General features: G+C 64.4%; 23 protein-coding genes. 15 read left to right on the forward strand and 8 right to left on the reverse strand.

From position 1 onward, the window contains the following. Positions 1-64: 64 nt before the first annotated feature. The 4 genes from QFZ57_RS07540 to katG all read right to left on the reverse strand — a co-directional run bounded on the left by QFZ57_RS07540 (position 65) and on the right by katG (position 7,486). Positions 65-1,072: an aminoglycoside phosphotransferase family protein gene (locus QFZ57_RS07540; RefSeq protein ID WP_306899211.1), complete on the reverse strand. Its 1,008-nt coding sequence runs from the start codon at positions 1,070-1,072 to the stop codon at positions 65-67. Further along, positions 1,069-3,561 (reverse strand): glycosyltransferase, encoded by a 2,493-nt coding sequence (locus tag QFZ57_RS07545; RefSeq protein ID WP_306899213.1) that lies wholly within the window; start codon positions 3,559-3,561, stop codon positions 1,069-1,071. Before QFZ57_RS07545 ends, QFZ57_RS07540 begins: the two co-directional genes overlap by 4 nt. Then, complete coding sequence (locus tag QFZ57_RS07550; protein ID WP_306899215.1) at positions 3,479-4,600, reverse strand: glycogen synthase; 1,122 nt, start codon at positions 4,598-4,600, stop codon at positions 3,479-3,481. The genes QFZ57_RS07545 and QFZ57_RS07550 overlap by 83 nt, the downstream gene beginning before the upstream one ends. A 591-nt stretch (positions 4,601-5,191) precedes the next feature. Continuing rightward, entirely contained in the window at positions 5,192-7,486 is a 2,295-nt protein-coding gene (gene katG, locus QFZ57_RS07555; RefSeq protein WP_306899217.1) for a catalase/peroxidase HPI, read from the reverse strand. A 545-nt stretch (positions 7,487-8,031) separates the two neighbouring features. Here katG and QFZ57_RS07560 point away from each other — a divergent pair. The 9 genes from QFZ57_RS07560 (at position 8,032) to QFZ57_RS07600 (ending at position 18,050) form a co-directional block, all read left to right on the forward strand. Next, complete coding sequence (locus QFZ57_RS07560; protein WP_306901551.1) at positions 8,032-9,105, forward strand: ice-binding family protein; 1,074 nt, start codon at positions 8,032-8,034, stop codon at positions 9,103-9,105. 288 nt (positions 9,106-9,393) lie between these two features. Then, positions 9,394-9,786 carry a class F sortase gene (locus tag QFZ57_RS07565; RefSeq protein ID WP_306899219.1) on the forward strand — a complete coding sequence of 131 codons (393 nt, stop codon included), beginning with the start codon at positions 9,394-9,396 and terminating at the stop codon, positions 9,784-9,786. 374 nt (positions 9,787-10,160) lie between these two features. Beyond that, positions 10,161-10,634 (forward strand): IS110 family transposase, encoded by a 474-nt coding sequence (locus QFZ57_RS07570; RefSeq protein ID WP_306899221.1) that lies wholly within the window; start codon positions 10,161-10,163, stop codon positions 10,632-10,634. 220 nt (positions 10,635-10,854) lie between these two features. Then, positions 10,855-11,505, forward strand: a complete 651-nt coding sequence (locus QFZ57_RS07575) for a GNAT family N-acetyltransferase (protein ID WP_306899223.1) — start codon at positions 10,855-10,857, stop codon at positions 11,503-11,505. Between the two features lie 261 nt (positions 11,506-11,766). After that, positions 11,767-13,500 carry an ABC transporter ATP-binding protein gene (locus QFZ57_RS07580; RefSeq protein WP_306899224.1) on the forward strand — a complete coding sequence of 578 codons (1,734 nt, stop codon included), beginning with the start codon at positions 11,767-11,769 and terminating at the stop codon, positions 13,498-13,500. Beyond that, the gene (locus tag QFZ57_RS07585; RefSeq protein WP_306899227.1) at positions 13,497-15,554 is read left to right on the forward strand and encodes an ABC transporter ATP-binding protein; all 2,058 of its coding nucleotides are present in this window, start codon (positions 13,497-13,499) and stop codon (positions 15,552-15,554) included. The genes QFZ57_RS07580 and QFZ57_RS07585 overlap by 4 nt, the downstream gene beginning before the upstream one ends. Positions 15,555-15,755: 201 nt before the next feature. Beyond that, complete coding sequence (locus QFZ57_RS07590) at positions 15,756-16,676, forward strand: hypothetical protein (RefSeq protein ID WP_306899229.1); 921 nt, start codon at positions 15,756-15,758, stop codon at positions 16,674-16,676. A 377-nt stretch (positions 16,677-17,053) separates the two neighbouring features. Continuing rightward, positions 17,054-17,794: an SRPBCC family protein gene (locus tag QFZ57_RS21595; protein WP_373461207.1), complete on the forward strand. Its 741-nt coding sequence runs from the start codon at positions 17,054-17,056 to the stop codon at positions 17,792-17,794. Then, positions 17,742-18,050 (forward strand): hypothetical protein, encoded by a 309-nt coding sequence (locus QFZ57_RS07600; RefSeq protein ID WP_306899231.1) that lies wholly within the window; start codon positions 17,742-17,744, stop codon positions 18,048-18,050. The genes QFZ57_RS21595 and QFZ57_RS07600 overlap by 53 nt, the downstream gene beginning before the upstream one ends. A 33-nt stretch (positions 18,051-18,083) precedes the next feature. Here the strand turns inward: QFZ57_RS07600 and QFZ57_RS07605 are convergent, their stop codons facing one another. Then, a complete protein-coding gene (locus QFZ57_RS07605) occupies positions 18,084-18,362 on the reverse strand; it encodes a YciI family protein (protein WP_306899234.1) in 279 nt (92 codons plus the stop codon). A 192-nt stretch (positions 18,363-18,554) separates the two neighbouring features. Here QFZ57_RS07605 and QFZ57_RS07610 point away from each other — a divergent pair, with 192 nt between their 5' ends. The 4 genes from QFZ57_RS07610 to QFZ57_RS07625 all read left to right on the forward strand — a co-directional run bounded on the left by QFZ57_RS07610 (position 18,555) and on the right by QFZ57_RS07625 (position 22,478). Next, the gene (locus QFZ57_RS07610) at positions 18,555-19,421 is read left to right on the forward strand and encodes a phosphatidylinositol-specific phospholipase C/glycerophosphodiester phosphodiesterase family protein (RefSeq protein WP_306899236.1); all 867 of its coding nucleotides are present in this window, start codon (positions 18,555-18,557) and stop codon (positions 19,419-19,421) included. Positions 19,422-19,449: 28 nt separating this feature from the next. Then, entirely contained in the window at positions 19,450-20,505 is a 1,056-nt protein-coding gene (locus QFZ57_RS07615) for a hypothetical protein (RefSeq protein WP_306899238.1), read from the forward strand. Between the two features lie 148 nt (positions 20,506-20,653). Further along, positions 20,654-21,604, forward strand: a complete 951-nt coding sequence (locus QFZ57_RS07620; protein ID WP_306899240.1) for a helix-turn-helix transcriptional regulator — start codon at positions 20,654-20,656, stop codon at positions 21,602-21,604. Beyond that, a complete protein-coding gene (locus QFZ57_RS07625; RefSeq protein WP_306899242.1) occupies positions 21,597-22,478 on the forward strand; it encodes an SDR family oxidoreductase in 882 nt (293 codons plus the stop codon). Before QFZ57_RS07620 ends, QFZ57_RS07625 begins: the two co-directional genes overlap by 8 nt. Before the next feature lie 68 nt (positions 22,479-22,546). Here QFZ57_RS07625 and QFZ57_RS07630 read toward each other — a convergent pair whose 3' ends face one another. Next, positions 22,547-23,023 carry a GNAT family N-acetyltransferase gene (locus QFZ57_RS07630; protein ID WP_306899244.1) on the reverse strand — a complete coding sequence of 159 codons (477 nt, stop codon included), beginning with the start codon at positions 23,021-23,023 and terminating at the stop codon, positions 22,547-22,549. Positions 23,024-23,211: 188 nt separating this feature from the next. Between QFZ57_RS07630 and QFZ57_RS07635 the strand changes: the two genes are divergently transcribed. Both QFZ57_RS07635 and QFZ57_RS07640 read left to right on the forward strand, forming a co-directional pair. Continuing rightward, positions 23,212-24,120 (forward strand): patatin-like phospholipase family protein, encoded by a 909-nt coding sequence (locus tag QFZ57_RS07635; protein ID WP_306899246.1) that lies wholly within the window; start codon positions 23,212-23,214, stop codon positions 24,118-24,120. 139 nt (positions 24,121-24,259) lie between these two features. Further along, on the forward strand, positions 24,260-24,403 hold the full coding sequence (locus QFZ57_RS07640) for a hypothetical protein (RefSeq protein WP_306632593.1): 144 nt from the start codon (positions 24,260-24,262) through the stop codon (positions 24,401-24,403). 113 nt (positions 24,404-24,516) lie between these two features. Here the strand turns inward: QFZ57_RS07640 and QFZ57_RS07645 are convergent, their stop codons facing one another. Both QFZ57_RS07645 and QFZ57_RS07650 read right to left on the reverse strand, forming a co-directional pair. Next, positions 24,517-24,801 carry a DUF427 domain-containing protein gene (locus QFZ57_RS07645; protein ID WP_306899248.1) on the reverse strand — a complete coding sequence of 95 codons (285 nt, stop codon included), beginning with the start codon at positions 24,799-24,801 and terminating at the stop codon, positions 24,517-24,519. Positions 24,802-24,882: 81 nt separating this feature from the next. Further along, entirely contained in the window at positions 24,883-25,242 is a 360-nt protein-coding gene (locus tag QFZ57_RS07650; RefSeq protein ID WP_306629850.1) for a VOC family protein, read from the reverse strand. Positions 25,243-25,253 lie beyond the last annotated feature (11 nt).

Here is a 25,253-nt window from a genome sequence, read left to right on the forward strand (position 1 = left end):
ATAGGAGTGCCTTGCGGGTGTGCCGCTGCGGCAGCGATGGGAGTCCGGCGCCTGCTGGTTCGCCTCACCGGGACCACTTTCCCGCGGCGGCGCTGAGGGCCCCTTCCCAAGCGTCCAGCCAGTCTGGGACGAACGCGGAGTCCTTGACCGGGCGCACCACGAGGCGGTAGAAAAGGACCTCTGCGAAGGTACGGGCAACGTAGGCAGGGACCGACCGGACTGCTCCTTCATCGCCGCCGGCAGCCAGGTAGTCTTCCAGGAACGTGTCCACCCAGGGCACGGCGGCCGCCAGGTTTCCATGACGGGAGGCGCCCATGGTCAGGGTCTGCCCGACGAAATGGCCGAGGTCCCGCCCGGCAGGGGCCCATGCGGCGCGGTCGAAGTCGATTACCACGAGACGGTTCCGGTCCAAGTGGATGTTCTTGGGTTGGAAGTCGCCGTGTGTGAGCACGCAGGCCCCGTCCGCCCCGGCCAGCTCCTCAACGGTGGCTGCGGCGAGCTCGGTCACTCTGGCGGCGGCCTGGGGCAAGAGCCCGGCCAACGCCTCCGCATACTCGGCCAGCTTGAGCCGCTCGAAGTCTGCCGCCAGATCGGGCACATGAACACCCCTGACATGGTGGAGGCGGGCCAGCCAGCGCCCTGCTCGGCCCGCTTCGGGCGCGGCGGACCGTGGGTCGCCGTCAAGGAGTGAATGCAGCGTGGTGCTCGGGGCCTCCTCCTGCGCGAGGAGCTGACGGGACGGGTCAAACCCGTATGGTGCAGGGACCCTGAGCTGTGCGTCGTCGAAGCCAACCTGACGCAGGCTCCCGAGCAGCCGCCATGCCTGCTCGCCGCCGCCGGCAAGGTAGGCCTTGCCGATCACTGCCAGCAGAGTCGAGGTACCGGACCCTGAGTCAAGGGCTACGGTCCACCGGACAACGGGCCGGCTTCGGGAGGCGTGCACAACCGAGCGTGTGAGCACTTGCGCCCGTCCCGGAGGCAGGGCATCAAGCGGTGGCGGCGAGGCGAGCAGAGCCTCGGCAATCGCGTGCCTCTGCGCACGTGCATCAGTGTCAGGGTTTGGTGCACTCATGCCCGGTCTCCCGTCAGCTCGCGTGCGGCCAGGGCGGCGAGCCGTTCCCGGGCCGACTTCACCGTTTCTTGGGCGACCTCCTCGTTGATCTCGCCGAGACCGATGAGCAGGTGGAAGGATCTTGCTTGGGCGCGCAGGCTGATGAGGACGCCGTGCCCCGGTTCCGGTGCTTCCGGGTCGCACCACGCGCTGTCTTCGTCGTCGGCCAGCGCTACCCATACCTGTGTTGCCCGGTTGGAGGCGCCCTGCCAGCTGGTTCCTCCAGTACGCTGCAGCTCTGCCACACCGTGGCGGAGTAACCGGTAGTAGTCCGGCGACAGGCACGTATGGACGGTGATCCCGTCTGCGCCCGGGGGCAGGTCATAGGCCACCAGCAGGGAAGGAACAGCGTCATCAAGGACCGCCCTTTTGCACAACCCAAACAGAGGGCTGTCCTCCTGCACATTCCTCAGTTCCGACACGATTATGCCGTCCCCCCAGTGAATGCTGACCTCGTATCGGTCATGGACCCCTCCGCCATCGGCAAGGCCGCCGGGGTGGTTGGCTGGGACGTCCATGTAAGTGTTCAGCTCCTCCTGGCGGTTCCAGTCGTCAGTGGGGTTGCCGATCACCAAAACGCCTCCGTTTGGGCCCCGGTACGCCAGGTAGACCAGCCGACCGCCATGCTCCGGCGCGAGCACCGCGAACAGGTGCTCGCTTCGCATCACCAGCTCCTCGGCGCCGTCGTCGTCAATGTCAACCATCTCGGCCTCTAGCCGGCGGGCCTGCCGGCCGAACCACACGGCGGCGGCGGCCAACACGCGGGCGGCTCTGCCATGGCTGGCCACAGCCTTTGCCCAGGCGGCCGGCAGCCGGTCGGGGTGGTCAGTGTCGTGCCATGCCGTTTCATACCCGGAAGCAAGGACATGCTTCCAGGCCAGCGCCGTCAGCCGGGGCTCTGCACCCGCTTGCTCTGCGTCGGCCACCACACGGCGGGCCCGGGCGAGGTACTCCTGATAAGGGGCCCACGCCTCGTCCTTGGACCAGCCGCTGTAGTCCTCTCCCGCGTGCCAATCGTTGGCCAGTTCCACGAAGGTTCCGCGTTCCACAACCCGAACACCGGGGCTCCTCCGGCGCTGGCGAAGCCACGATGAGAGGTTCACAGGTAAAAGCTTGGGCTGGGTGGCAAGCCAGCGCAGGAACTCCTCATACCGACCGAGTGCACTGGGATGCCACGGCCCCACGCCCGCGCTCCTTTCCATGTCGTCCGCATAGACCAGGATGCTGTCATCACCGGGAGCAGTTGGAAGCTCGGCGGCCCGGGCCAGGCTACGCCAGTGGCTCTTGTCAGCAGGAGGAATCCAGTAGCGCAGCCGGGTGGACATCGGCACGACCTGCAGGCCCTTCCCGCCCTTGATACGGTATGGGCGCAGGGCATCCGAAGGCGGAGGGCTGGCAGGGTCAGCCCCGTCAAATTCAAGCCTGTCGCTGACTCCGTGTGCACCGTCGGAGGGATATAGCAGCCGGTCATCGAGCAGGACGTAACGGTATCCGCCGTTTGGCAGCCGAGGATCGGTCAGGACCTTCGCAAGGCGGTCCGTATCCCACACCCGCTCAGGGACCCAGCAGATTTCCAGGTCGCCCGGGGCGCACCCGAGGTGGTGCCGGTAGAGCCAAAACAACTCCAGCAGTTGCCGCCGGTTGTACTCCCTATCGAAGGCGGTAAGGATGTTTTCCGAGTATGTCCCGCCCGTGAGTGAGACCAGGCCGACGTCGCAAAGCCGGCGGACCTCCGCCAGGAACCAAGGGTGCTGCCAGGCTATGGCTTCAATCAGCGTCCCGGAGAAGTGGAGGTTCAGCGGGACGCGGTACTTCTCGTGCATCCGCAGCAGCGCACTGTACCCCCTGACGAGCGAGGTCAGGCCCTCCCGGTCCTTGTAGCCGTCGGTAATCAGGAACTGATTGGCATGATGGACGAGCGCCAAGGGAAGCGGAGCGGGACACGGCCTCGACGGGTGTCCCGGTTGGCCGATCTGTTCGATGCTCCGGCGGACCTCCACGTTGCTGCGTGAGTGCAGGGCCTCCTCGTACATGGCCAAGTACTCACGCGCAGGCACCCGCCAGGAGAAGTCCGCCTTCATTGCCCGCCGCTGGAGACAGTTCATTTCGGGCACCCGTGAGTAGACTGCAAGTGCGTTGTCCACAGCGGACAGCATGGACGCGACGCGGCGTTGCACGAAGACGAAACCCAGACCTTCGGCCGGGTCCTCGACGTAATCCGTCACGGTGTCCGCGAGGCCACCGGTGCGGCGCACGACGGGGATGGTGCCGTATTTCAGGGCGATCAGCGGCGTCAGCCCGCAGGGCTCGAAAACGGACGGCGCAAGGAAGAAGTCGCTGCCTGCGTAAACCTGCCGGGCCAGGGACTCACTCGAAGTGGGATGGTAGCTTACGCTTTCCGGGGTAGCGCCGGGTGGCGGACTGCAGTTGGCGCCGGTACCGGGGCGCACCCTCGCCCAGCACCACCACCTGGGCTCCCCGGGCGACGAACTGCTCCACAGCGGAAGTCAGCAGGCTGATCCCTTTCTGGGATACCAGCCGGGCAACCATGCCGAAGACCGGTCGGTCTGGAGAGGACTCCAGGTTGCTCAGCTTCTGCAGGACTTTCTTGTTCGCGCTCTTGCCTGCGATAAAGTCCCCGTTGTAGCGGGTGTCGATCCACAGGTCCTGCCCGGGGCTGAACTCGGCGTAGTCGACGCCATTAAGGATGCCGCGGGCGGCGCCCCTGCGCGCGCGCAGCAGCCCGTCCAAACCCGCTCCAAGGGCCGGGGTGAGGATCTCCTCCATGTAACGGGGACTAACGGTGTTAATCCGGTCTGCGAACGCGATACCACGTTCGAGGAGACTTCCACCCTCCGGCAGTCCTATCAGCTGGTTGGTCGCCGCTCCTACAGGCCCCTGATAGGTGATGTTGTGGATGGTGAAGACGATCCCAGTACTTGCTAACGCCTGCCTGTGCAGTCCCTGCCGGGCTTCCTGCGCCACGAGCCCGCAATGCCAGTCGTTGCAGTGGATGATGTTCGGACGCCATTCTTCCTGGGCAGCCAGAGCTGTGACTGCTTTGGAGAACAGCACAAACGGCATGACATCGTTGTCCTGGTAGCTGTACGGTAACTCCCGGTCGAACCACCCCGGAGCGTCGAGTGCGAGGACGTCCACGGCGCTCAAGGACTGGAGCCGGCGAACAATGACGCGCTCGGTGATCGGACCGAACGGCACGTCGATCGTCAGCACCGGGCTGCCTCCGAGGCCTCTGTAGGCAGGGATCACGAGACGGACGTCAAGGCCCAGTTCGGATAATCTCTTCGGCAGAGCACTGCTGACATCAGCCAGTCCGCCCACCTTCATGAACGGGTAGGCCTCGGCACTGGCGAACAGCACCCGTTGCAGAGGAAGGGCCGGGGCAGTGAAAGTGACCTCCGGCGGTTCCACTTTGCGGAGGGCGCCGTCCTTGGTCCCGTTGGTGGGGAGAGATAGTTCACTGCGCATCGCGCTGGCATCCTGCGTGCCGAATCACTCCGGATATTCCGGTGCGGTTCGTTTTAGGGCCAACGTCAAGGCTTTGGCGGAGGAACCGGGCCATGATCTCCGTTCCCATCATTGATCGGGACGGCTCCACCGCCAGTTCCGATTACTGGGACGCCTTATTCAGGCTCATGGGGTGCCATGGCTGTAGGAAAATGCTGAATTGCCACCCGCAACCCGGCAGGCCCCCGGCATCGCGGGGACGGAACTGGCGGCATAAGAACTGAGTAACGCGGCCAGACACGACCTTGCTTTCTGCGAATTTCCCATCGCGGACAAGCGAAACCACGCCCATTCTGGCATAGCGAACTGTGTGTCCTCATCGGGTAATCACCCCCTTTTAATGGGCAATACTTCCCCTTTTTACGGGCAATAACCCCCCACAATGCGGGCGATAACCCCTCTTCAATGTGCGGGCAATATCGGGAATAACCGCAATAACCCCCCACATTTCGGGTAATCACCCTACTTGAACGGCATTATGAGCAGTCCGGGCCGGCTGCGGATGCAGTCGGCCCGGACGGGGGTTCAGGCCACCCTGGTCAGTTCACCGTGTTACGCCAGGTCGAAGTGGTCCAGCTCCATGACCTTGGCCCAGGCGGCCACGAAGTCGTTGACGAACTTCTCCTTGGCGTCGTCGCTGGCATAGACCTCGGCCAGGGCGCGCAGCTGGGAGTTGGAACCGAAGACCAGGTCCACAGGGGTGGCCGTCCACTTCAGCTGGCCGGTGGCAACATCGGTGATCTCGTAGACGTTCTCCTCCGACTCGGACGCCTTCCACTTGGTGCCCGGCGAAAGCAGGTTGACGAAGAAGTCGTTCGTCAGGACCTGCGGCTTGTCCGTCAGCACACCGTGGCTGGAACCGCCCACGTTGGTGCCCAGGGCCCGCATGCCGCCCACGAGCACCGTCATCTCCGGAGCGGAGAGGTCCAGCATGTAGGCCTTGTCCAGCAGAAGGGTTTCCGGCTGAAGCTTCTGGCCCGGGCGCAGGTAGTTGCGGAACCCGTCGGCCCGCGGCGTCAGGTACTGGAAGGATTCGACGTCGGTCTGCTCCTGCGAGGCGTCCGTACGGCCGGGACGGAACGGCACAGTGACGGGGAACCCGGCGTCGGCTGCGGCCTTTTCCACGGCGGCGGCCCCGCCGAGGACGATCAGGTCTGCGAGTGAGACCTTCTTGCCGCCGGCCTGCGCGGAGTTGAACTCCTCCTGCACTTGCTCAAGCGTCTGAAGAACGGTGGACAGCTGCTCGGGCTCGTTGGCCTCCCAGCTGCGCTGCGGCTCCAGCCGGATCCGGGCTCCGTTGGCGCCGCCGCGACGGTCCGTCTTGCGGTACGTGGCAGCGGAAGCCCAGGCCGTGCCGGCAAGCTGCGGGATGGTCAGGCCAGAGTCCAGGAGTTTGGCCTTGAGCTGGGCGATGTCCTGCTCGTTGATCAGCTCGTGGTCCACCTCCGGGACAGGGTCCTGCCACAGCTGGGCCTCCGGGACCCAGGGTCCCAGCAGGTGCGGGCCCACGGGACCCATATCGCGGTGCAGCAGCTTGTACCAGGCCTTGGCGAACGCCAGCGCGAACTCGTCCGGGTTCTCCAGGAAGCGGCGGGAGATCTTCTCGTACTCGGGGTCCACGCGCAGCGACAGGTCGGTGGTGAGCATCGTGGGCCGGTGTTTCTTCTCCGGGTCATGGGCGTCCGGGATGATCTTCTCGGCATCCTTGGCCACCCACTGCTTGGCACCTGCCGGGCTCTGAACCAGTTCCCACTCATGGCCGAACAGGATCTCGAAGAACCGGTTGCTCCACTGCGTGGGCTTGTCCGTCCAGGTCACCTCAAGGCCGGACGTGATGGTGTCCGCGCCCTTTCCGGAACCGTACGTGCTCAGCCAGCCCAGGCCCTGGGCCTCCAAGTTGGCGCCTTCAGGTTCGGGACCGACGTGCGCGTCGGCGTCGCCCGCTCCGTGCGTCTTGCCGAAAGTGTGGCCGCCGGCGATCAGCGCCACGGTCTCCTCGTCATTCATAGCCATCCGCTTGAACGTCTCCCGGATGAACGCCGCGGCGGCCAGCGGGTCCGGGTTGCCCATGGGGCCTTCCGGGTTGACGTAGATCAGGCCCATTTCGGTGGAGCCGACCTCTTCGGACATCTGGCTTTCTCCGATGTAGCGTTCGTCGCCCAGCCATGCGTCCTCGGGGCCCCAGAAGATCTCCTCGGGCTCCCACACGTCCTCGCGGCCGAACGCGAAGCCGAAGGTCTTGAAGCCCATGGACTCCAGGGCCACGTTGCCGGCGAGCACCAGCAGGTCGGCCCAGGACAGCTTCTGTCCGTACTTCTGCTTGACCGGCCACAGCAGGCGCCGGGCCTTGTCCAGGTTGGCGTTGTCCGGCCAGCTGTTCAGCGGCGCGAACCGCTGGCCGCCGTCGCCCGCTCCGCCGCGGCCGTCGTGGACGCGGTAGGTGCCGGCCGCGTGCCAGCTCATGCGGATCATGAGACCGCCGTAGTGGCCGAAGTCCGCCGGCCACCAGTCCTGGGAGGTGGTCAGGACCTCGGTGATGTCCTGCTTGAGTGCTTCGACGTCGAGCTTCTGGAATTCCTCCCGGTAGCTGAAGCCGGGGCCCAGCGGGTTGCCCGCCTGGCTGTGCGCGTGCAGCACGGAGAGATCCAGCTGGTTGGGCCACCAATCCTGGACGGTCCGCGGCCGGTGCCCCTTGGGCTGCGGCGAATCGATCGCCGGGTTTTCACTTTCGCTGCCGTGGGCCGTGGCGCTGCCATGGGCCACCGGGCACCCGCCTTCAACCTTCTGGTCCAGGCCTTGGGCGCTCCCTGGAGTGGGAACCGGAGGATGGTCTTGGCGTTCGGTCATGTGTGCTTATTTCCTTCCGTTGGGCCGAGGCCGCGGTTGGACTCGGGCAGCCGGTGCAAACCCTCCTATTTGAACATGTGGGGGTGAAACCTTTGCGGAGGACTCCTGCAAGGAAAGCGAAGGAGGCGGCGGTTCGAGGACGGCTGACGCCGTGACCCCGGAAATGTCCGACGAATTGAATAATCTTTTGCGGGAGTTCACCCGGCAATAAGCAGGGGCAGCGCAGCCCGTTGAGGCTCTGACGAGGCAAGATAATATTTCCCGGCAAAAACGGGGGTTCAGTTTCCCGTTTGCGGGCTCGTTCGGGTTTGCGGAGGCCCTAGGTGGACCGGCATTTGAGGCGTAAAGTCGCTCGGTATCGCTCCCTCACAATTTTGTCAGGCAGTGTTCCGGGCATCTGCCCGCTGGGGGAAGGAACTGCCATGCAATACAGGTCTGTGCAACAAAGTGGGTCATATCAGCGCACAATGGGGGCGTCAGGGCGTCGTAAGGCAGCAGCAACGGCCGGTGGTGCCACCGGTATTGTTCTCCTCGCGGTGGCCTTGATGTGGCAACAGTCGCCGGCATTCGCGGCCACCACAGTAGGACTTGGCACAGCCGCCTCCTACTCCGTACTCGCCGGCTCCGCGGTGACCAACACAGGTCCAACAACACTTCAAGGGGACCTGGGCGTCAGCCCAGGGACAGCGATTACTGGGTTTCCGCCGGGGATCGCGGGCGGAAGCACCCACGCAGCAGATGCAGTGGCCCTGCAGGCGCAATCGGATGTCATCACTGCCTATAACACGGCGGCAGGACAGCCGTTGACAACCAGTGTTTCAGGGGACCTTGTCGGTATGACACTGACAGACGGTGTCTACAAGTCCACCAGTTCTTTGGCACTCAGCGGGCAGCTCACCCTTGACGGCCAGGGCAATCCCGACTCGGTGTTTGTCTTCCAGGTGGCTTCAACCCTGGTCACCGCTTCAGCCAGCAGCGTCATCCTGATCAACGGTGCACAGGCCTGCAACGTGTTCTGGCAGGTGGGCAGTTCGGCCACGCTGGGTACGGCATCGAGCTTCAAAGGGACCATCCTTGCGCTTACCTCCATCACCGTGGAAACCAGTGCGAGAGTGGAGGGACGGGCGTTGGCCCGGAACGGGCAGGTCTCCCTCGATACAAACGTGATCACCAGCCCCGCCTGCGCTCCAGCGTCAACCACGCCGCCCGCCGCCACAGACACGGCGACGGCGACGGCCACTCCCACGGAGACCGCAACAACTACGGCGACGCCCACTTCGACAACCTCGGAAAGCGCGACCGCAACAAGCTCCGTCACTGCGACTCCGTCCGGAACAACCACGGAAAACCCGACGCCGGCCGCAACAGGAAGTGATGCAACAACCACCAATGCACCAGGCGGCGACGACACTGCATCGTCCGCGCCTGCAACAGCAGTGCCGCTTGCAGGGACGGGGTCAGGGGGCAGGAACCAGGGCACCAACGTGGACACGGCGGCAAGCCTTCCAACCGAACGCCCGGTGGTGTTCGGTGCGCTCGTTGCCGGCCTTGCAGTCACAACAACTCTTGTCTTCGGGGCCCGGTTGATGACAAACAGGCGCCGGAGCAGCCAGGAGTAGGCCTTGCGGCGGGGTTCTGTCCTTTCCCTCGGTGGGACGGCTCTCCTGGCGGCAGTGCTCCTGGGAGGCGCGTCCTCCCCGCCACTAAGTGCAGGGCCGCCGCCGCAGTCCTTGTTCTCGACCAGTCCGCCTACGTCCGCCCCCGTCCTCGTTCCTGAACCGGCCCCTGCACCCATCCCGCCGTCGGATGCTCGGGAGGAACGGGCGGTACAGGCGAGTGCGCAGCAGGCGGAAAGCGCGTCACCGCCAGCGCGCATCACGTACGCCGCTGTGGGGATGGATCAAGCTGTGCTGCCCCTCTCTCCAACGGCACAGGAGACGAGCCTCGGCTCCATCGTTCCTCCCCCCACCACTGATGCCTACTGGCTGACCCCGTACGGTATGCCCGGAGCAGGGTCCACCAACACTACGTACATCGTGGGGCACAGTTGGGAGGGGCTCGCCACGCCCTTCAATGAGATCAGCACCCGCGCAAAAACCGGCGACCTGTTGACTGTGACAACGGCTCAAGGGCCGCTGGTCTTCACCATCGACAAAATCACCACGGAGTACAAAGACACCCTCAAGGACAGTGCCATCTGGGACAAGGTTCCGGGCGGGCTGGTCCTGATCACTTGCTACACGGAGGATCTGTGGGGAACGAACATCATCATCCAGGCCAGCCCGATTCCCACCGACTAGATCCCACAAGGGTGCCGACGGAGAGCAGACTGCGCGTGCCGACATCATTTTGGACGCCGAGCTACGCGTCTGTCCTGGCGCGAATTTCCTGCTGCTGCGGCCAGTTCACTGTTCAGCGGCACCTTGGACGGGTACCAAATACGGTAATACTGGAACAGTCCTTGAGCCGGCGTGACCCAGCCAAAAATTGACGTGCCTGGCGGCACTGTCTTCCCGACGATCTGTCCGCCGGCTCAAGGTCCGTTAAAAGGGGTGTCGAGCCAGGCGGACATGACCTCATAGGAGCCTGTTACGACCAGTCCCATTACCGTTTTGTCTGCCCACCTGGCCCGCGCCCGATCAGTATCGAACTCGACTGAGGGGCGATTTCCATCTTGGCAAGCGAACCAACAAAAGTCATCGCGGGTATCGACACCCACGCCGACACACACCACGTAGCCGTCATCAACGAACACGGCAAACCCCTGGCGGACCAGGAATTCCTAGCCGTGGGATCCGGATACCGGAAAATCATCGATTTCATCACCAGCTACGGCACAGTCATCGCCGTCGGTGTTGAAGGAACAGGGTCCTATGGCGCCGAGCTCGCCAGAACCCTCCGAGGTGAAGGGCTCACCGTGCTGGAGGTGAACCGCCCGAACCGGGCCGCCCGCCGACTCAAGGGGAAGTCCGATCCACTGGATGCCTATCAGGCCGCCAAGTCGGTACTTGAGGGACGGACGAAAGCGATCCCGAAGGCCAAGGACGGCCCCGTTGAATGCCTGCGGATCCTACGTTCCGGGCGTGCATCAGCAATCAAGGCCCGATGTTCGCCGGCAGGCGAGGCCGCGAAGCGGCTAAAGCCATGAGCGAGGGGACCTGGCTGGCGATTGGGGTGATGTTTGGGCTTCTCGGCATCGGGCTCCTGTTCGTCGGTTTGAACCTTCTCCTGCGCCATTGAAATTACTCTGACAGTGCCGCTGCGTTATGCTCCGATGAGCAGCGCTCCAGTCCGGAGCGCTCTCCGGGGGAAGGGCGACGGATGGCCATTTTTGGCCCTGCAATCATCGGCGGTCTGGTCGGAGCCGGATGAAAGAACTCAACGAGGTCTGGCCGATTTTTGGTCTGGTTCTCACCACGCCGAGACTGATCCTGCGACCAATCACCGATGCTGATATTCCTCCCGCCGTTGACGCGGCCCGGAGCGGAATCTACGAGCCAGGCATGAATCCGTTCAGTACCGCTTGGGCGGAACTACCGAAAGCCGAGCTCGGAGCATCCATGGCGCAACGCTTTTGGCGTGCACGGGCTGAAGCTACACCAGCGTCATGGAAACTGCTGTTGGGGGTCTGGCAGGAAAGAGACTTTGTGGGATGCCAAAATCTCGGCGCCCGTGATTTTGCTGTACTCAAGACAGTCAAAACTGCATCGTGGCTTACGCGATCACGTCAGGGCGAGGGATTAGGCAAAGAAATGCGCGCAGCTGCAGCCTGCTACGCGTTCGACTGGATGCATGCAGAGGTATCAGAGTCAGAGGCGATGTCCTGGAACGCAGCATCTTTGGGAGTATCTCGTTCCTTGGGATACGAGCCCAACGGGGTCGAACGGGTGAGCTGGGACGCGAGACGGGAGGAGATTCAAAGGACCCGCCTGACACCCGGCACTTTCAAACGCCCCGACTGGAGACTCCAAGTGACCGGCCACGCCGCAGTTGCTGATTTTCTCGACATCTCGCTTTGAAGACCCGCTGCGGCCGAACCGGAAGCCTGCTGGATCTAATCGAGTCCTACCAACTCGTGCAGCATGGAGTCCCTTTAAAGACCTGAACGAGAAAAATTACGCTAAGGCTGACTGGCCTTGTTCAATTTGACGTCTATAGGAGCATCGCTGTGGGAGAACCGCCCAACTTCTCCTGCCAAAGCACGGATCGCTCCCAGCCTCCGGACGTAAACTGACCCTCGCACCACGTTTGTGGACACTCCGTCAGGTTGGAGCCCCGCCTTGCTCTGGAAGTTGCTTGTCGAATACCTGCGGCCGCACCGGCCGCTGCTGGCCGCCGTCGTGGTTTTCCAGCTGGCTCAGTCCATCGCGTCGCTGTACCTGCCCACGCTGAACGCGGACATTATCGATCAGGGCGTGGCCAGGGGCGACACCGCCTACATCATGTCCACCGGCAGCATCATGCTGCTCATCACGCTGGCGCAGATTGCGTGCGCCGTGGTGGCCGTCTACTTCGGGGCCAAGGCAGCCATGGGGCTGGGCCGTGACCTGCGCGGCGCCATCTTCGAACGGGTGGGCGAGTTCTCCGAGCAGGAAGTCACGAGGTTCGGCGCCCCGAGCCTCATTACGCGGTCCACCAACGATGTCCAGCAGGTCCAGCAGCTGGTGCTGATGTCCGCCACGCTCATGGTGGCCGCGCCCATGCTCAGCATCGGCGGGGTGATCATGGCCATCCGGCAGGACGCCCAGCTGTCCTGGCTGATCGCCGTGTGCGTCCCGGTGCTGCTGATCGCCGTCGGCCTGATCGTCACCCGGATGGTGCCGCTGTTCCGCAAGATGCAGGCGCGGATCGACACCGTGAACCGGGTCCTGCGCGAGCAGCTGACCGGCATCCGCGTGGTGCGGGCGTTCGTCCGCGAGGACATGGAAACGGCCCGCTTCGCCCGCGCCAACACCGACGTCACTGACGTTGCCCTGCGCGCCGGCAGGCTGATGGCCCTCATGTTCCCCGTGGTCATGCTGGTCCTGAACATCTCCAGCGTGGCCGTGATCTGGTTCGGCTCGTTCCGGATCGAGGACGGGTCCATGCAGGTGGGCACCCTGATCGCGTTCCTGAGCTACCTGCTGCAGATCCTGATGTCCGTCATGATGGCCACCTTCATGGCCGTGATGATCCCGCGTGCGTCGGTGTCCGCGGACCGGATCGGTGAGGTGCTGGGCACCAGCTCCAGCGTCCTGCCGCCCGAGAATCCGGTCACCAGCGCGGTTCGGCGCGGCGAGCTGGAAATGCGCGACGTCGGATTCGCCTACCCGGGTGCGGACCAGCCCGTCCTGTCCGGGATCAGTTTCACGGCCCGGGCGGGAGAGACGACAGCGATCATCGGCAGCACCGGCTCGGGCAAGACCACCCTGGTGAACCTGATGCCGCGGCTCTTCGATGTTACCTCCGGGGCGGTGCTGATGGACGGTGTGAACGTCAGCGACCTGGACCCGGACCTGCTCTGGGGGCACATCGGCCTGGTGCCGCAGCGGCCCTACCTGTTCTCCGGGACCGTGCGCAGCAACCTGCTGTACGGCAACCCGGACGCCACGGAGGATGAGCTGTGGGATGCGCTGGAGATTGCCCAGGCCCGCGACTTTGTGGTGCAGATGGAGGAGGGCCTGGACGCGCCCATCTCGCAGGGCGGCACCAACGTCTCCGGCGGGCAGAGGCAGCGGCTGGCAATCGCGCGGGCCCTGGTGAAGCGGCCCGAGCTCTACATCTTTGACGATTCATTCTCGTCCCTGGACACCGGCACCGACGCCCGGCTGCGCCAGGCGCTCAAGCGCAGCACCGCCGGTGCCACCATGGTGATCATCGCCCAGCGCGTGTCCAGCATTACGGATGCGGACCAGATCCTGGTGCTCGACGACGGCAGGATCGTTGCGCAGGGCACGCACCACGAGTTGCTGGAGACTTCGGAGACGTACCACGAAATCGTCTCGTCCCAGCTGGCAGCGGAGGAGACGGTATGAGCACCCAACACCCGGGCGCCCGTCCCGCTGGAGCCGGACACGGCGGCGGTGCGCCCGCTGGAACCGCAGGCGGGGGCAAAGCCGGCCAGGCCGACGTCGTACGCATCCCCCGGCCGCGCGGAGGCCCCGGGCACGGCGGACCCTTCGCCGGGATGAACGTGCCCGCCGAAAAGGCAATGAACTTCAGCGGTTCGGCCAAGCGGTTGCTGGGCACCCTGCGGCCGGAACGAGCATGGCTGATCCTGGTGCTGGTCATGGCCGTCGCGGGCGTGGTGCTGCAGGTGATCGGGCCGCGGCTGCTGGGCGAGGGCACCAACCTGATTTTCGCCGGGGTGGTGTCCAAGCAGCTGCCGCCGGGGGTCACGCAGGCACAGCTGATTGCGCAGCTGCGGGCCGCGGGTGAAAACCAGAAGGCGGACATGCTCAGCGCCATGACGCTGACGCCCGGGACGGGGATCGACTTCGCGGCGCTGGGCAGCGTGCTGACGTGGGCGCTGGTGCTGTATGTGCTGGCGTCGGCGTTCATGTGGGGGACTGCGTATGTGCTGAACGGCGTGGTGCAGCGGACGGTGTTCGGACTGCGCGAGCAGATCGAGGCGAAGATCAACAGGCTGCCGCTGCGGTATTTCGACTCAATCCAGCGCGGTGAGCTGCTCAGCCGGGTGACCAACGATGTGGACAACATTTCGCAGAGCCTGCAGCAGTCGATCAGCCAGGCGGTGACGTCGGTGCTGTCCGTGGTGGGCGTGCTGGTGATGATGTTCCTCCTCTCGCCCACGCTGGCGCTGATCGCGCTGGTGACCATTCCGCTGACGCTGGGTATCACCGCGCTGATTGCCAAGCGCTCGCAGAAGCTGTTCGTGGCGCAGTGGAAGAACACCGGCGAGCTGAACGGGCAGATCGAGGAAACCTACACCGGGCATGCACTGGTGAAGGTGTTCGGCCGGCAGCGCGAGGTGGGGGAGCGGTTCCGGCAGAAGAACGCCGAGCTGTATGAGGCGAGCTTTGGTGCGCAGTTCATTTCCGGGCTGATCATGCCGGCCATGACGTTCATCGGGAACCTGGTGTATGTGGGGATCGCGGTGGTGGGTGGCCTGCAGGTGGCGTCCGGTGCCATGCAGCTGGGTGACGTCCAGGCGTTCATCCAGTACTCGCGGCAGTTCACCCAGCCACTGGCGCAACTGGGGTCCATGGCCAACCTGCTGCAGTCCGGGGTGGCCTCTGCCGAGCGGGTGTTCGAGCTGCTGGATACGGAGGAGCAGTCGGCGGATCCAGTGGGTGCAGGGCTGCAGAGTCCCGACGGTGCCGCCCGGGGCCGGCTGCTGTTTGAGGACGTGTCCTTCTCGTATTCGCCGGACAAGCCGCTGATTAGTGGGCTGTCCTTGGTGGCGGAGCCGGGGCAGACGGTGGCGATTGTGGGGCCGACCGGTGCCGGCAAGACCACCCTGGTGAACCTGATGATGCGGTTCTACGAGCTGGACGCCGGCCGGATCACGCTGGACGGCGTGGACATCACCACCATGACCAGGAACGACCTGCGCTCGCGGATGGGCATGGTGCTGCAGGATACCTGGCTGTTCGGCGGGACCATCCGGGACAACATCGCGTACGGGCGGCCGACTGCTTCTTCGGAGGAGATTCTGGAGGCGGCCACGGCCACGTACGTGGACCGGTTCGTGCACTCGCTGCCCGAGGGGTACGACACCGTGCTGGACGATGAGGGCGCCAACGTGTCCGCCGGGGAGAAGCAGCTGCTGACGATCGCCCGGGCGTTCCTCGCGCGGCCATCGGTTTTGATTCTCGATGAGGCGACGTCTTCGGTGGACACCCGGACCGAGGTGCTGGTGCAGAAAGCCATGAGCGCTTTGCGGTCCGACCGGACGTCCTTCGTGATCGCGCACCGCCTATCCACCATCCGCGACGCCGACCTCATCCTGGTGATGGAGGCCGGCCAGATCGTGGAGCAGGGCACGCATGCTTCACTGCTGGCCGCAGGCGGGGCTTACGCGCGGCTGTACGAGGCTCAGTTCGCGGCGCCGGTGGCGGAGGTTTAAGGACCTGTCTGGCCCGCGTCAAACGTGCTTCTGCGGGCACGCAGGAATCCTATGTAGCTGCCGAAAGGGTGGAAGATCCAAATAGAAGGAGATTGCCATAACGGTGCTGCTGGTCAATTGTTATCTTTTGTTTCTCATTCCCGCACGACTCCAAATTTTTGTCGGTCCTCGGGGATTGCATTCAGTAGCTAGGATTCTGGGATGACCACCGATGAGGAACCAAAAAAGAAGTCAGCGTTCGTTGTATCCCCGATCGGACAGCCTGGGTCCGAGAGCGAGCGAAACGCCAATCTTGCGCTGAGATACATTTTCAAGAAGGCCTTGGACCCCGCGGAGTGGCGCGTGCATCGCGCTGATGAAGGAGAAAAACCCGACTCCATTGGCCACCACGTCATTCGTAGCATTGTTGAAGCGGACCTCGTTATCGCGGACCTCACTGACCACAATCCCAACGTCTTCTACGAACTTGCGGTGGCCCATGGATACCGGAAACCAGTGGTACACCTCATCACGGAGGGCCAGAAAATACCCTTTGATATCACGGACCAACGGACTATTTCATACGATCTCACTGATCCGGCCTCGGTGGACTCGGCCATAACCCGATTGGCGAGGGCAGCAACCGCCGCCCTGGCGAGTCCCGACGAGTTGATAACCCCGCTAAGTAGCTTTGATTCCTTTGACACCTTGCGGCAATCCCTCCGGGATGATGATTCCTCTACTGGTGATGCACTCGCCAATGTGCTGGAGCAAATTACGGACCGTATGGCAGCCTTGGAGAGCCATTTGATGTCTGCTGCCGCCAAGCCCTCGCGCCACAGTGATCCTGATCATCGTTTTGTGCATACTCAAAGGGGTCGATCCAGCCCCGACCCATACCAGCGGGAAGCGGTTGAAATTTTCCAGGACCCGGTCAGATCCGCACAGTTCATAAGTGGTCAGCTTCTCCCGGAGCTCCCTCTCGGGGTAGCTAAAGCCGCTGCAATGATGATGCGCGAAGTGGGCTTAATAGATTTTGATCCAACCGAAATGTCTCGGAGTCAGTTGCAACGTCACCTAAAGGCATCCAGCGCTCAACGGGCCAAGAACGACCAACGGGAAGGTATACCGGAACAAAACTGAGTAGTGCTTAGGTGCGGGCGTGAACTCCGCTGACCGCGGCCAGCCGGTCCGCGGCTTGGTCGCCTGAGCGGGGGACGCGGCAATGTCGGCGTTGAGTGTCCGGACCGCCGTGAGGTACGTCCCCGCCAGTCGGGTTCCCGGTTTCTCCGGCGACGTATTTCAATTCGCCGGCTGCGCTGATTATCGAGTCGAGATCGAAAACGTCCTTGGACAGCTTCTGTCGTTCGCGCTCCACGACGCGCGCGTCCTCGGAATCCCGGGGGTCTCGACACAGGTAACCGCCGGATCTATCGTGCAAATGTGGCGGTTGCCTGACTGGCAGGATGGCACGTGCTGCCGGTCCGCTGTTGCGGCCGTCCGTCATTAGGAGAAAGCAGATGGAACACGTTGAAGAGACCGTTGACGTGGCAGTGCCGGTGCGGACCGCGTACAACCAGTGGACCCAGTTTGAATCCTTTCCGCAATTTATGTCCGGTGTGGAGTCCGTAACCCAGTTGACTGACACCACCAACCACTGGGTTACCAAGGTGGGTGGTGTTCAGCGGGAATTCGATACCGAAATAGTTGACCAGGAGCCTGACGACCGGATTGCGTGGCGCAGCACCGATGGAAAATCCCACGCCGGCATCATCAGGTTTACACCGCTGGATGCCAATCACACGAAGGTCAAAGTCCATTTCGAATGGGCGCCGGAAACCGTCACTGAAAAGGCAGGCGCGGCACTGAAGATCGACGAGATGCAGGTAAAGGCCGACATGCGCAAGTTCAAGGACTTCATCGAATCGCGCGGTACCGAAACTGGCGGCTGGCGCGGCGAAGTCGAGGACAGTGGGCCCCACCGGGCAGTTCTAGAAGTACCAGCGGAATCAGGTGGGGAAGCGACGCCTGACAAAAGATGCGAGCGACGGCGGGACCCCTGCCGTCGTCCGCCAATCGTCCGACGTCGGCTGGAAGGGTCTGTAGGGCGAGGGCGAGCAGCGACGAGGGCAGCGAGGCCCTCCGGCCCTATCGGGATGACGCTGGAAGGCCTATCTTTGACCGGACCCAGCCCGAAGGAAAGGAACGATGATGTTCACCTTGCAGATCAGCTATCCAGTCCGGGATTACGAGGCCTTTAAGAAAGTATTCGACAGTGATCCTGCAGGCCGCGCTGCCTCCGGGGCCAAGTCTGTCCGCCTGTTCCGGGATACCGAGGAACAAAACAACGTGGCCGTGCTCCTTGACTTCGACACCAAGGATGCTGCCAGCGGGTTTCTGAAGAAGCTCCGCAGCGACGTGTGGGACAACCCAGACCTGATAGGGCGACTGATGACCGCGGCGCCCTCAGCCAGGATCCTGGAGGAGACGGCCCGCGAGGGCCAGGGCGTGGCCTGACCGCAGAACATCCGGTGGCCCGCCGTCTTCCGCCTACTCGAACCGAACGGCGTTCCACTCCAGGATCCGCGGATCGGCAAGCCCTTCTGTGACAAAGGGATCCTGGGCAATGAAGCGCTCGGCGTCCTCACGCGAGGCAAAAATCCCCATCGACCCACCAGCCGGGTCCGGTGTCTGGAACGGGCCAAGAGCAATGAGCCCACCGCCGGCAGCACGGAAGGCCTCGTAATAGGCCTTGTGGCGGGGGTAGACCTCGAGGAGCCGCGCACGCTCGGTGCCCTCACGCACGTCATACAACACCACGAATTCCATAGGCAGGATCCTACCCGCGGCCCATCAGCTGAGGCTCGGCAGAATCCTGCTTCGCCCTTAACCCACCCAGTTCACGCGCCGGCAACGTAAAAGCCGTGAACCGTTTTCCCGCGTCCAGCAGTCTTTTCACGCACCCTTCCGCCCGGCATTCCCAAAGCCGGGCGGACATCCCCGAGGTACCAGGAGTACTCCGTGTTCGTGAAAAGCGCCCTCGCCGCCGTCGCCGTCCTCACCACCCTGGCCGGGACAGCCGCAGCCCCCGCCCAAGCCCAAGCCAACGCACCCAAGCCGGCGCCCGTCGTCGTCGGCCAGCCCCTCGCCGGGACGCACGCCCATAACGACTATGAGCATGACCGTCCCCTGTATGACGCACTGGAGCACGGCTTCACCAGCGTGGAAGCGGACGTGTGGCTGGTGGACGGCGAGCTGCTGGTGGCGCATGACCTGGCCGACGCCAAGCAGGGCGTCACGCTCGAGAGCCTGTATCTCGACCCGCTCCAGGACCTCGTCCGCAGCCAGCCCGGCCACAGCGTCTACCCCAAGTGGGACGGCAGCCTGCAGCTACTGATCGACATCAAGAGCGACGGCGAGGCCACCTACGCCGCCATCGAGCAGGAGCTGTCCGAGTATCCGGACGTCATGAGCCGCTACACCAACGGCACCGTCAAGGCCGGCCCTGTCACCGCCGTCATCAGTGGCAACCGCCCGCTGGCCACCATGCAGGCACAGACCAAGCGCTTCAGCTTCTACGATGGACGCGCCGCCGACCTCACCTCCGGGCTGCCCGCGGCGCTGATGCCATTGGTCAGCGACAACTGGACCAAGCTCTTCACCTGGCAGGGCGTCGGACCGATGCCCGAAGCCGAGCGCACCAAGCTGCGCGCCTTCGTGGCCACCGCGCACGCCAACGGCTACCGCGTCCGCTTCTGGGCCACCCCGGACCAGCCCGGCGAGGACCGTGACGCCGTCTGGACAGAACTCGCGGACGCTGGCGTAGACCACATCAACACCGACGACCTCGCCGGGCTCCAGCAGTTCCTCACCGCCCGCGCGGCCTAGGCACCCCAGCAGAAACAGGAACAAACCCATGCCCTCAAAGACCTTGAAAACCACGACGGCGGCGCTCACCCTGGCGCTTTGCCTCCTTGCGTCGCAGCCCGCCTTCGCCGCAACAGCCCAGGCCGCGGACAGCACCAACGACAACCAGGCCTTCACCTTCGCCGCCATCGGCGACATTCCCTACGGGGCTGCCGAGATCGCCAAGTTCCCGTCCCGCATCCAAGACCTCAACGCCGACAAGGACCTGAAGTTTGTAGCACACGTGGGCGATATCAAGAACGGCTCCTCCGTCTGTTCGGACGAGTACTTCTCCTACATCCGCTCCCAGTTCGACACCTTCACCCACCCGCTGGTCTACACTCCCGGCGACAACGAGTGGGTGGACTGCCACCGGACCAATAACGGTGCCTACAACCCCCTGGAACGCTTGGACAAGATCAGGGAGGTCTTCTTCGACGAGCCGGGCAAGACACTCGGCGCCAGCATGCCGGTGAAGTCGCAGAAGGAGCTGGGCCTGCCCGAGGACGTCCGCTTCACCAGGAACCGGGTGGCCTTCTCAGTCCTGAACGTGCAGGGCAGCAACAACTCCCTCCTGCCGTGGACGGGCCTGGGCGAAACGGCGCCCACGCCGGAGCAGCTGGCCGAGGTGGAGCATCGGACGGATGCCGTTGTCGCCCAGATCCGCCAGACGTTCGCTGATGCCAGGCGCAGCAATGACCGCGCCGTAGTGCTCGTGCAGCAGGCGGACATGTTCGATCCGTCCCTGCTGGCCGCCGCCACCGCCGACCCGGAGACCGTGTCCGGCTTCCGTGAGATCGTCCAGGCAATCGTGGACGAAACGAACAACTTTGACGCCCCGGCCTACCTGGTCAACGGCGACAGCCACGTCTTCGCCGAGAACCAGCCCCTCGCAAAAGGCTCACCCTGGCTGAACATCTACGGTTCGCCGGCCGCGGACAACCTGCAGCGCGTCACCGTGGACGGCGCCAACAACGCCGTCGACTACGTCCGATTTAGGGTCGCCGGCAACAGCGCCAAAGGTACGGGCGTGTTGAGCTGGGAAAAGGTCCCCTTCAGCCAGTAAGCACCAGTCAACGACGTCCTGGACGCGTAAGGGAGTCCCTGCTGAAACGGGTTCTGGCAGGCCCCCTTGTGCATCCGCCGCAATGACCCGCAACCCGTTGGGGGTGTCTGTTGGACACTGCCACGGGGCAGCCAGGCTGCGTAGCGTGATGAGGGTGGACAGAAAAAATGACATCCGTGAGTTCCTCTTCTCGCGCCGCGGGAAGATCAGCCCGGAACAGGCCGGACTCCCCAGTTACGGGGAGCTGCGCCGGGTGCCGGGGCTCCGCCGCGAGGAAGTGGCACAGCTCGCCGGAGTGAGCACCGACTACTACACCCGGCTGGAACGCGGCAGCCTCCGGGGAGTCTCAGACTCAGTGCTGGAAGCGGTCGCCTCGGCCCTAAAACTGGACGAGGCGGAGCGGGCCCACCTGATGGACCTGGCCCGGACGGCCAATGCAACCAGACGCCGGACGCCCGGCCGGCCGCCGCAGCAGCGGGTTCGCCCCGGGGTGCTGCGGCTCCTGGACGGGATGACCGGCGTCGCCGCTCTGGTACAGAACGGCCACTCGGACGTCCTCGCCGCCAACCTGCTGGGCCGGGCACTGTACGCCGACGTGTTCAACTCCGAAGTGTCGTCCGGCCCGGAAGTGCCGGGCATGCTGCCGAACCAGGCGCGCTACCTCTTCCTCGACCCGGGAGCCGCGGACCTTTACCCGGACTGGAACGCGGTGGCGGCCACCACGGTGGCCATGCTGCGCTCGGAATCGGGCCGAAACCCGCATGATCGGCTGCTGAACGAACTGGTGGGGGAGCTCACCACCCGCAGTGGGCTGTTCGCCGCGCTCTGGGCCGGGCACGACGTGCGGATCCACACCACCGGAACCAAGCGCTTCCATCACCCGGTCGCCGGGGACCTGTCCCTGCAGTTCGAGACGCTGCATCTGCCCGGCGACCATGGACAGACTCTGTTCACCTTCACGGCAGAGCCCGGCTCGGCCTCAGAAACCGGGCTTGCGTTCCTCGCCAGCTGGGCGTCATCGCCATCCTCCATCCAGGCACGCGCCACGGCGCCTGCAGAAAAACCCATCACCCGAAAGACAGAACAACCCCATGACTGAACAGATCCTTCCCACGAATCCAAACAACAGCAGGACCGGCAAAAAGGTCTGGTTCATCACCGGCGCCGGCCGCGGCCTGGGAACCGACATCGCCAAGGCTGCCCTGGCGGCCGGGCACGCCGTCGTCGCCACCGGCCGCAACCCCGAAAAGGTGGCACAGGCCGTCGGCGACCACGAGGATCTCCTCACCGTGCAACTTGACGTCACCAATCCCACCGACGCGGCTGCCGCCATCCAGGCCGCAGTGGACCGGTTCGGCGGGATCGACGTACTAGTGAACAACGCAGGAAACTTCTACGCCGGCTTCTTCGAGGAAATCAGCCCGCAGGACTTCCGGACCCAGATCGAAACAACCATGTTCGGGTCCATGAACGTCACCCGCGCGGCCCTGCCAGTCCTGCGCGCCCAGCGTTCCGGCCTGCTGGTCACCGTTTCCTCGACTGCCGGCATCGCAGGCGGCGAGTTCCTCACCGCTTACGCTGCGTCCAAGTTCGGCGTGGAGGGCTGGGCTGAGTCCCTGGCCCCTGAGATCGCGCCGTTCGGAATCCGTTCCATCATCGTCGAACCGGGTTTCTTTCGCACCGAACTGTTGACACCCGAATCCACCAGTTACGCGAATTCCACTATTGAGGACTACGCGGAACGTACGGAGCAGACGGTCAAAGCATGGAAGGGCATGGACGGCCAGCAGGGCGGTGACCCGGCCAAACTGGCCGACGCGCTGATCCAGCTGGCAGAGCTGGCCGAGCCGCCGTTGAGGTTCGCCGCCGGAGCCGACGCCGTGGGAACCTTCGAGACGCGGGCCAAGCTGCTTCAAGAGCAGGCGGACGCCCACCGCGAACTCTCGAGCAACCTCGCCTTCAGCGATTCCTGACAAACAGAAGCGGACGACGGCGGTGCCCACGCGCCGTCGTCCGCTTTCTTTTGAGCTGGGCAGGTCCGTTAAGAGAGGCGAAGCTCCATGAAGACGCTGTTGGGGTCCAGGACGTAGTCGGCGAACGGCGGGCATTCGGTAAATCCGTGGCGGGCGTACAGGCGGCGGGCGGGGGCGAAGTAGTCCTCGGTTCCCGTCTCAAGGTAGACGTGCTCAAGGTTCCGGTTCCGGGCGTCGTCGAGGATATGCCGGAGCATGAGGGTCGCCACGCCGCGTCCGCGCGCGGTTGCCGTGGTACGCATGGACTTGATCTCGCCGTGCACTGCCGCCCCGGTCGGAGAATCCAGGAGCTTTAGCGCCCCACACTCCAGCAGGCTGCCGTCCTCGCGCGCCGTCCAGAGCGAGATCGACGGTGCGCACAGCGCCGAGTGGTCCAGGGCATGGACGCTTCCAGCCGGCGAAGTGGCGAACATGTCCGCCAGGTGCTCGCTCAGGAGGCGGTGGACGTCGTCACGGGTGGGGGTGTCCCGGTCTATGGAAATCATCGCTTCAAATTTACCCGTTGCGTACGGGAAACCGGTGTGCCATGATTCCCGTGATCGTGACCCAAGCAGAGGAGGTGAGACCCATGAATGCAGTATCCGTAATGGGTGCTCCCTTGCAGTCCACGGTCGCGCGGCTGAACTAGTCGCCCCGGGAGCGCCGAACAGGCTATTCGCGAAAGGCGACTCCCATGAACACAACCCCTTTTACAACTCCCCACGCCACGAATGCCTCCGGGCGGGCACTGGTCCTCGGTGGCGGCGGATCAACAGGCAACGCGTGGCTGATCGGCGTCCTCGCCGGGCTGGCCGCCGGCGGCTTGGACGTGACTGACGCTGACCTGGTCATCGGCACCTCGGCCGGATCCACGGCCGCGGCGCAGATCGCCGGCGCAGCGCCCGCCGAACTGTATGCCGCCGTCCTCGACGCGCCTCAGCGGACTGCTCCGCCAGGATCCGGCGGCGGACCAGCTCCCGCCAGGCCCGTGGCTGACCACCTGGCACGGACGGGAAGGATCATCGCAGCCGCCACGGACGCGGCTGACATGCGCCGCAGGATGGGTGCCATGGCACTGGAGCTGGCTGCCGCGCACGACGGTTCCGCCCGGTGGCGCCAGACCGTGGCCGCGCGGCTGCCCACGCCAGACTGGCCGCAACACACCCTGCTCATCACGGCGGTCGATGCCCGTACCGGAGAACCGGCGGTGTTTGACGGCACCAGCGGCGTCGAGCTGGTGGACGCCGTGGCCGCCAGCTGTGCCAGCGGTTTCGCCTACGCGATCGGGGACAGTCGCTTTATCGACGGCGGCTACCGTCGCAACGAGAACGCCGACCTCGCAGCCGGGTTCGGGCGCGTCCTGGTGCTCTCGCCCTTCGGCGGCAGGGCGCGCATGCCACTGGAGTGGGGCATGCAGCTCGCCGCGCAGGTGGACGAGCTTCGTGCAGCGGGGAGCGGGGTGGAAACGATCTGCCCGGACAGTGGCTCCGAGCACTTGTTCGGTGCCAACGCAATGGATCTGTCACTGCGCCCGGCGGCCGCCCGGGCGGGTTTCAGCCAAGGTGAGGCGCTTGCAGGGGAGCTCGCCAACTTCTGGCGCTGATGCGTTGTCAGCCCCGAAAAACGGCCACGTCATAACCCCGCCCCAGGGCAGACGGAGAGGGCCTCATAAGGGGAAATTGGAGGGCTGGCCAAAAAAATAAAAGGGCGTAGGGTGGCGGTTAACGCAGGCAAAGAGAGGCGTGATTCCGATGTCCGGAAAGTCCCCCAAAGGTGATGCCGCCAAGAAAGTCGGCAAGTCAATCCTTGAAAAACGGGCCGAAAAGAAAGCAAAGCATGAAAGCGGTGTACTCAACGTCGTAAAGCCGCGCAAAAACCAGCGCTGACCAGGCCAGCGGGCGTCCGGAACTCCTAGCCCGGCCGCCCGCCGCCTGCGGGAAAAACTTCAGAGGCGGACGACGGCGGGTGCCCGCCCGCCGTCGTGCGCGTCACCCGCCTGCTAGGCCTCGACGGTGACGCCGCGCCAGAACGCGATTCGGTTCTCGATGTGCTTGGCCCGGTCCTTGGGTTCCGGATAGAACCAGGCCGCGGCGTCGTTGACCTCGCCGTCCACTTCGAGCGTGTGGTAGCTGGCCTGCCCCTTCCATGGGCAGAACGTGCTCTTGTCGCTGTCCCGCAGGTACGCGGCGTTGACGGCTTCGCGCGGGAAGTAGTGGTTGCCCTCCACTACCACGGTGTCCGCGGATTCAGCGATGACTTTTCCGTTCCAGATAGCCCTGGCCATGAGGTTCCCTTCCGTCGCATGCAGTACGTGTCGTACGGATGCCAACGGCTTGGAAGGCGGGCTTGTTCCCCGGCGGCCGCGTTAGGGCGGGCTCTTGTCGATGACGCAGAACCGGTTACCGTCCGGATCCTCCAGGACCACGAAGTCCGGGTCGTCCGGGTACATGTCCCAGTCCACGCGCTTGGCACCGAGCGAAACCAGCCGCTCCACCTCCGCGCCCTGGTCATCCGCATACAGATCCAAGTGGATCCGCGGGTACGCCTGGACGGGCGTCTCGCTGAGCATGAGGGACAGCTCCGAGCCAGGGCCCGACGCCGGCGTGAGGGTCACCCACGTGTCGTCGCCGGGTTCCCGGGGGACATACCCGATGGCTTCATGCCAGAACTTGGTGGCGGCGGCAACGTCGTTGACGCCAAGGACAATGGTGCCGATGGTCAACATCCGCCCAGCCT

This window comes from Arthrobacter sp. B1I2 (assembly GCF_030816485.1).
Classification (GTDB): domain Bacteria; phylum Actinomycetota; class Actinomycetes; order Actinomycetales; family Micrococcaceae; genus Arthrobacter.

Bases quoted from the DNA above. Each gene is read 5' to 3' on its own strand.
- QFZ57_RS07540 (WP_306899211.1), bottom strand. From the start codon at position 1,072: ATGAGTGCACCAAACCCTGACACTGATGCACGTGCGCAGAGGCACGCG.
- QFZ57_RS07550 (WP_306899215.1), bottom strand. From the start codon at position 4,600: ATGCGCAGTGAACTATCTCTCCCCACCAACGGGACCAAGGACGGCGCC.
- katG (WP_306899217.1), bottom strand. From the start codon at position 7,486: ATGACCGAACGCCAAGACCATCCTCCGGTTCCCACTCCAGGGAGCGCC.
- QFZ57_RS07560 (WP_306901551.1), top strand. From the start codon at position 8,032: ATGTGGCAACAGTCGCCGGCATTCGCGGCCACCACAGTAGGACTTGGC.
- QFZ57_RS07575 (WP_306899223.1), top strand. From the start codon at position 10,855: ATGAAAGAACTCAACGAGGTCTGGCCGATTTTTGGTCTGGTTCTCACC.
- QFZ57_RS07585 (WP_306899227.1), top strand. From the start codon at position 13,497: ATGAGCACCCAACACCCGGGCGCCCGTCCCGCTGGAGCCGGACACGGC.
- QFZ57_RS07590 (WP_306899229.1), top strand. From the start codon at position 15,756: ATGACCACCGATGAGGAACCAAAAAAGAAGTCAGCGTTCGTTGTATCC.
- QFZ57_RS21595 (WP_373461207.1), top strand. From the start codon at position 17,054: ATGGAACACGTTGAAGAGACCGTTGACGTGGCAGTGCCGGTGCGGACC.
- QFZ57_RS07600 (WP_306899231.1), top strand. From the start codon at position 17,742: ATGATGTTCACCTTGCAGATCAGCTATCCAGTCCGGGATTACGAGGCC.
- QFZ57_RS07605 (WP_306899234.1), bottom strand. From the start codon at position 18,362: ATGGAATTCGTGGTGTTGTATGACGTGCGTGAGGGCACCGAGCGTGCG.
- QFZ57_RS07615 (WP_306899238.1), top strand. From the start codon at position 19,450: ATGCCCTCAAAGACCTTGAAAACCACGACGGCGGCGCTCACCCTGGCG.
- QFZ57_RS07620 (WP_306899240.1), top strand. From the start codon at position 20,654: ATGAGGGTGGACAGAAAAAATGACATCCGTGAGTTCCTCTTCTCGCGC.
- QFZ57_RS07625 (WP_306899242.1), top strand. From the start codon at position 21,597: ATGACTGAACAGATCCTTCCCACGAATCCAAACAACAGCAGGACCGGC.
- QFZ57_RS07630 (WP_306899244.1), bottom strand. From the start codon at position 23,023: ATGATTTCCATAGACCGGGACACCCCCACCCGTGACGACGTCCACCGC.
- QFZ57_RS07635 (WP_306899246.1), top strand. From the start codon at position 23,212: ATGAACACAACCCCTTTTACAACTCCCCACGCCACGAATGCCTCCGGG.
- QFZ57_RS07645 (WP_306899248.1), bottom strand. From the start codon at position 24,801: ATGGCCAGGGCTATCTGGAACGGAAAAGTCATCGCTGAATCCGCGGAC.
- QFZ57_RS07650 (WP_306629850.1), bottom strand. From the start codon at position 25,242: ATGTTGACCATCGGCACCATTGTCCTTGGCGTCAACGACGTTGCCGCC.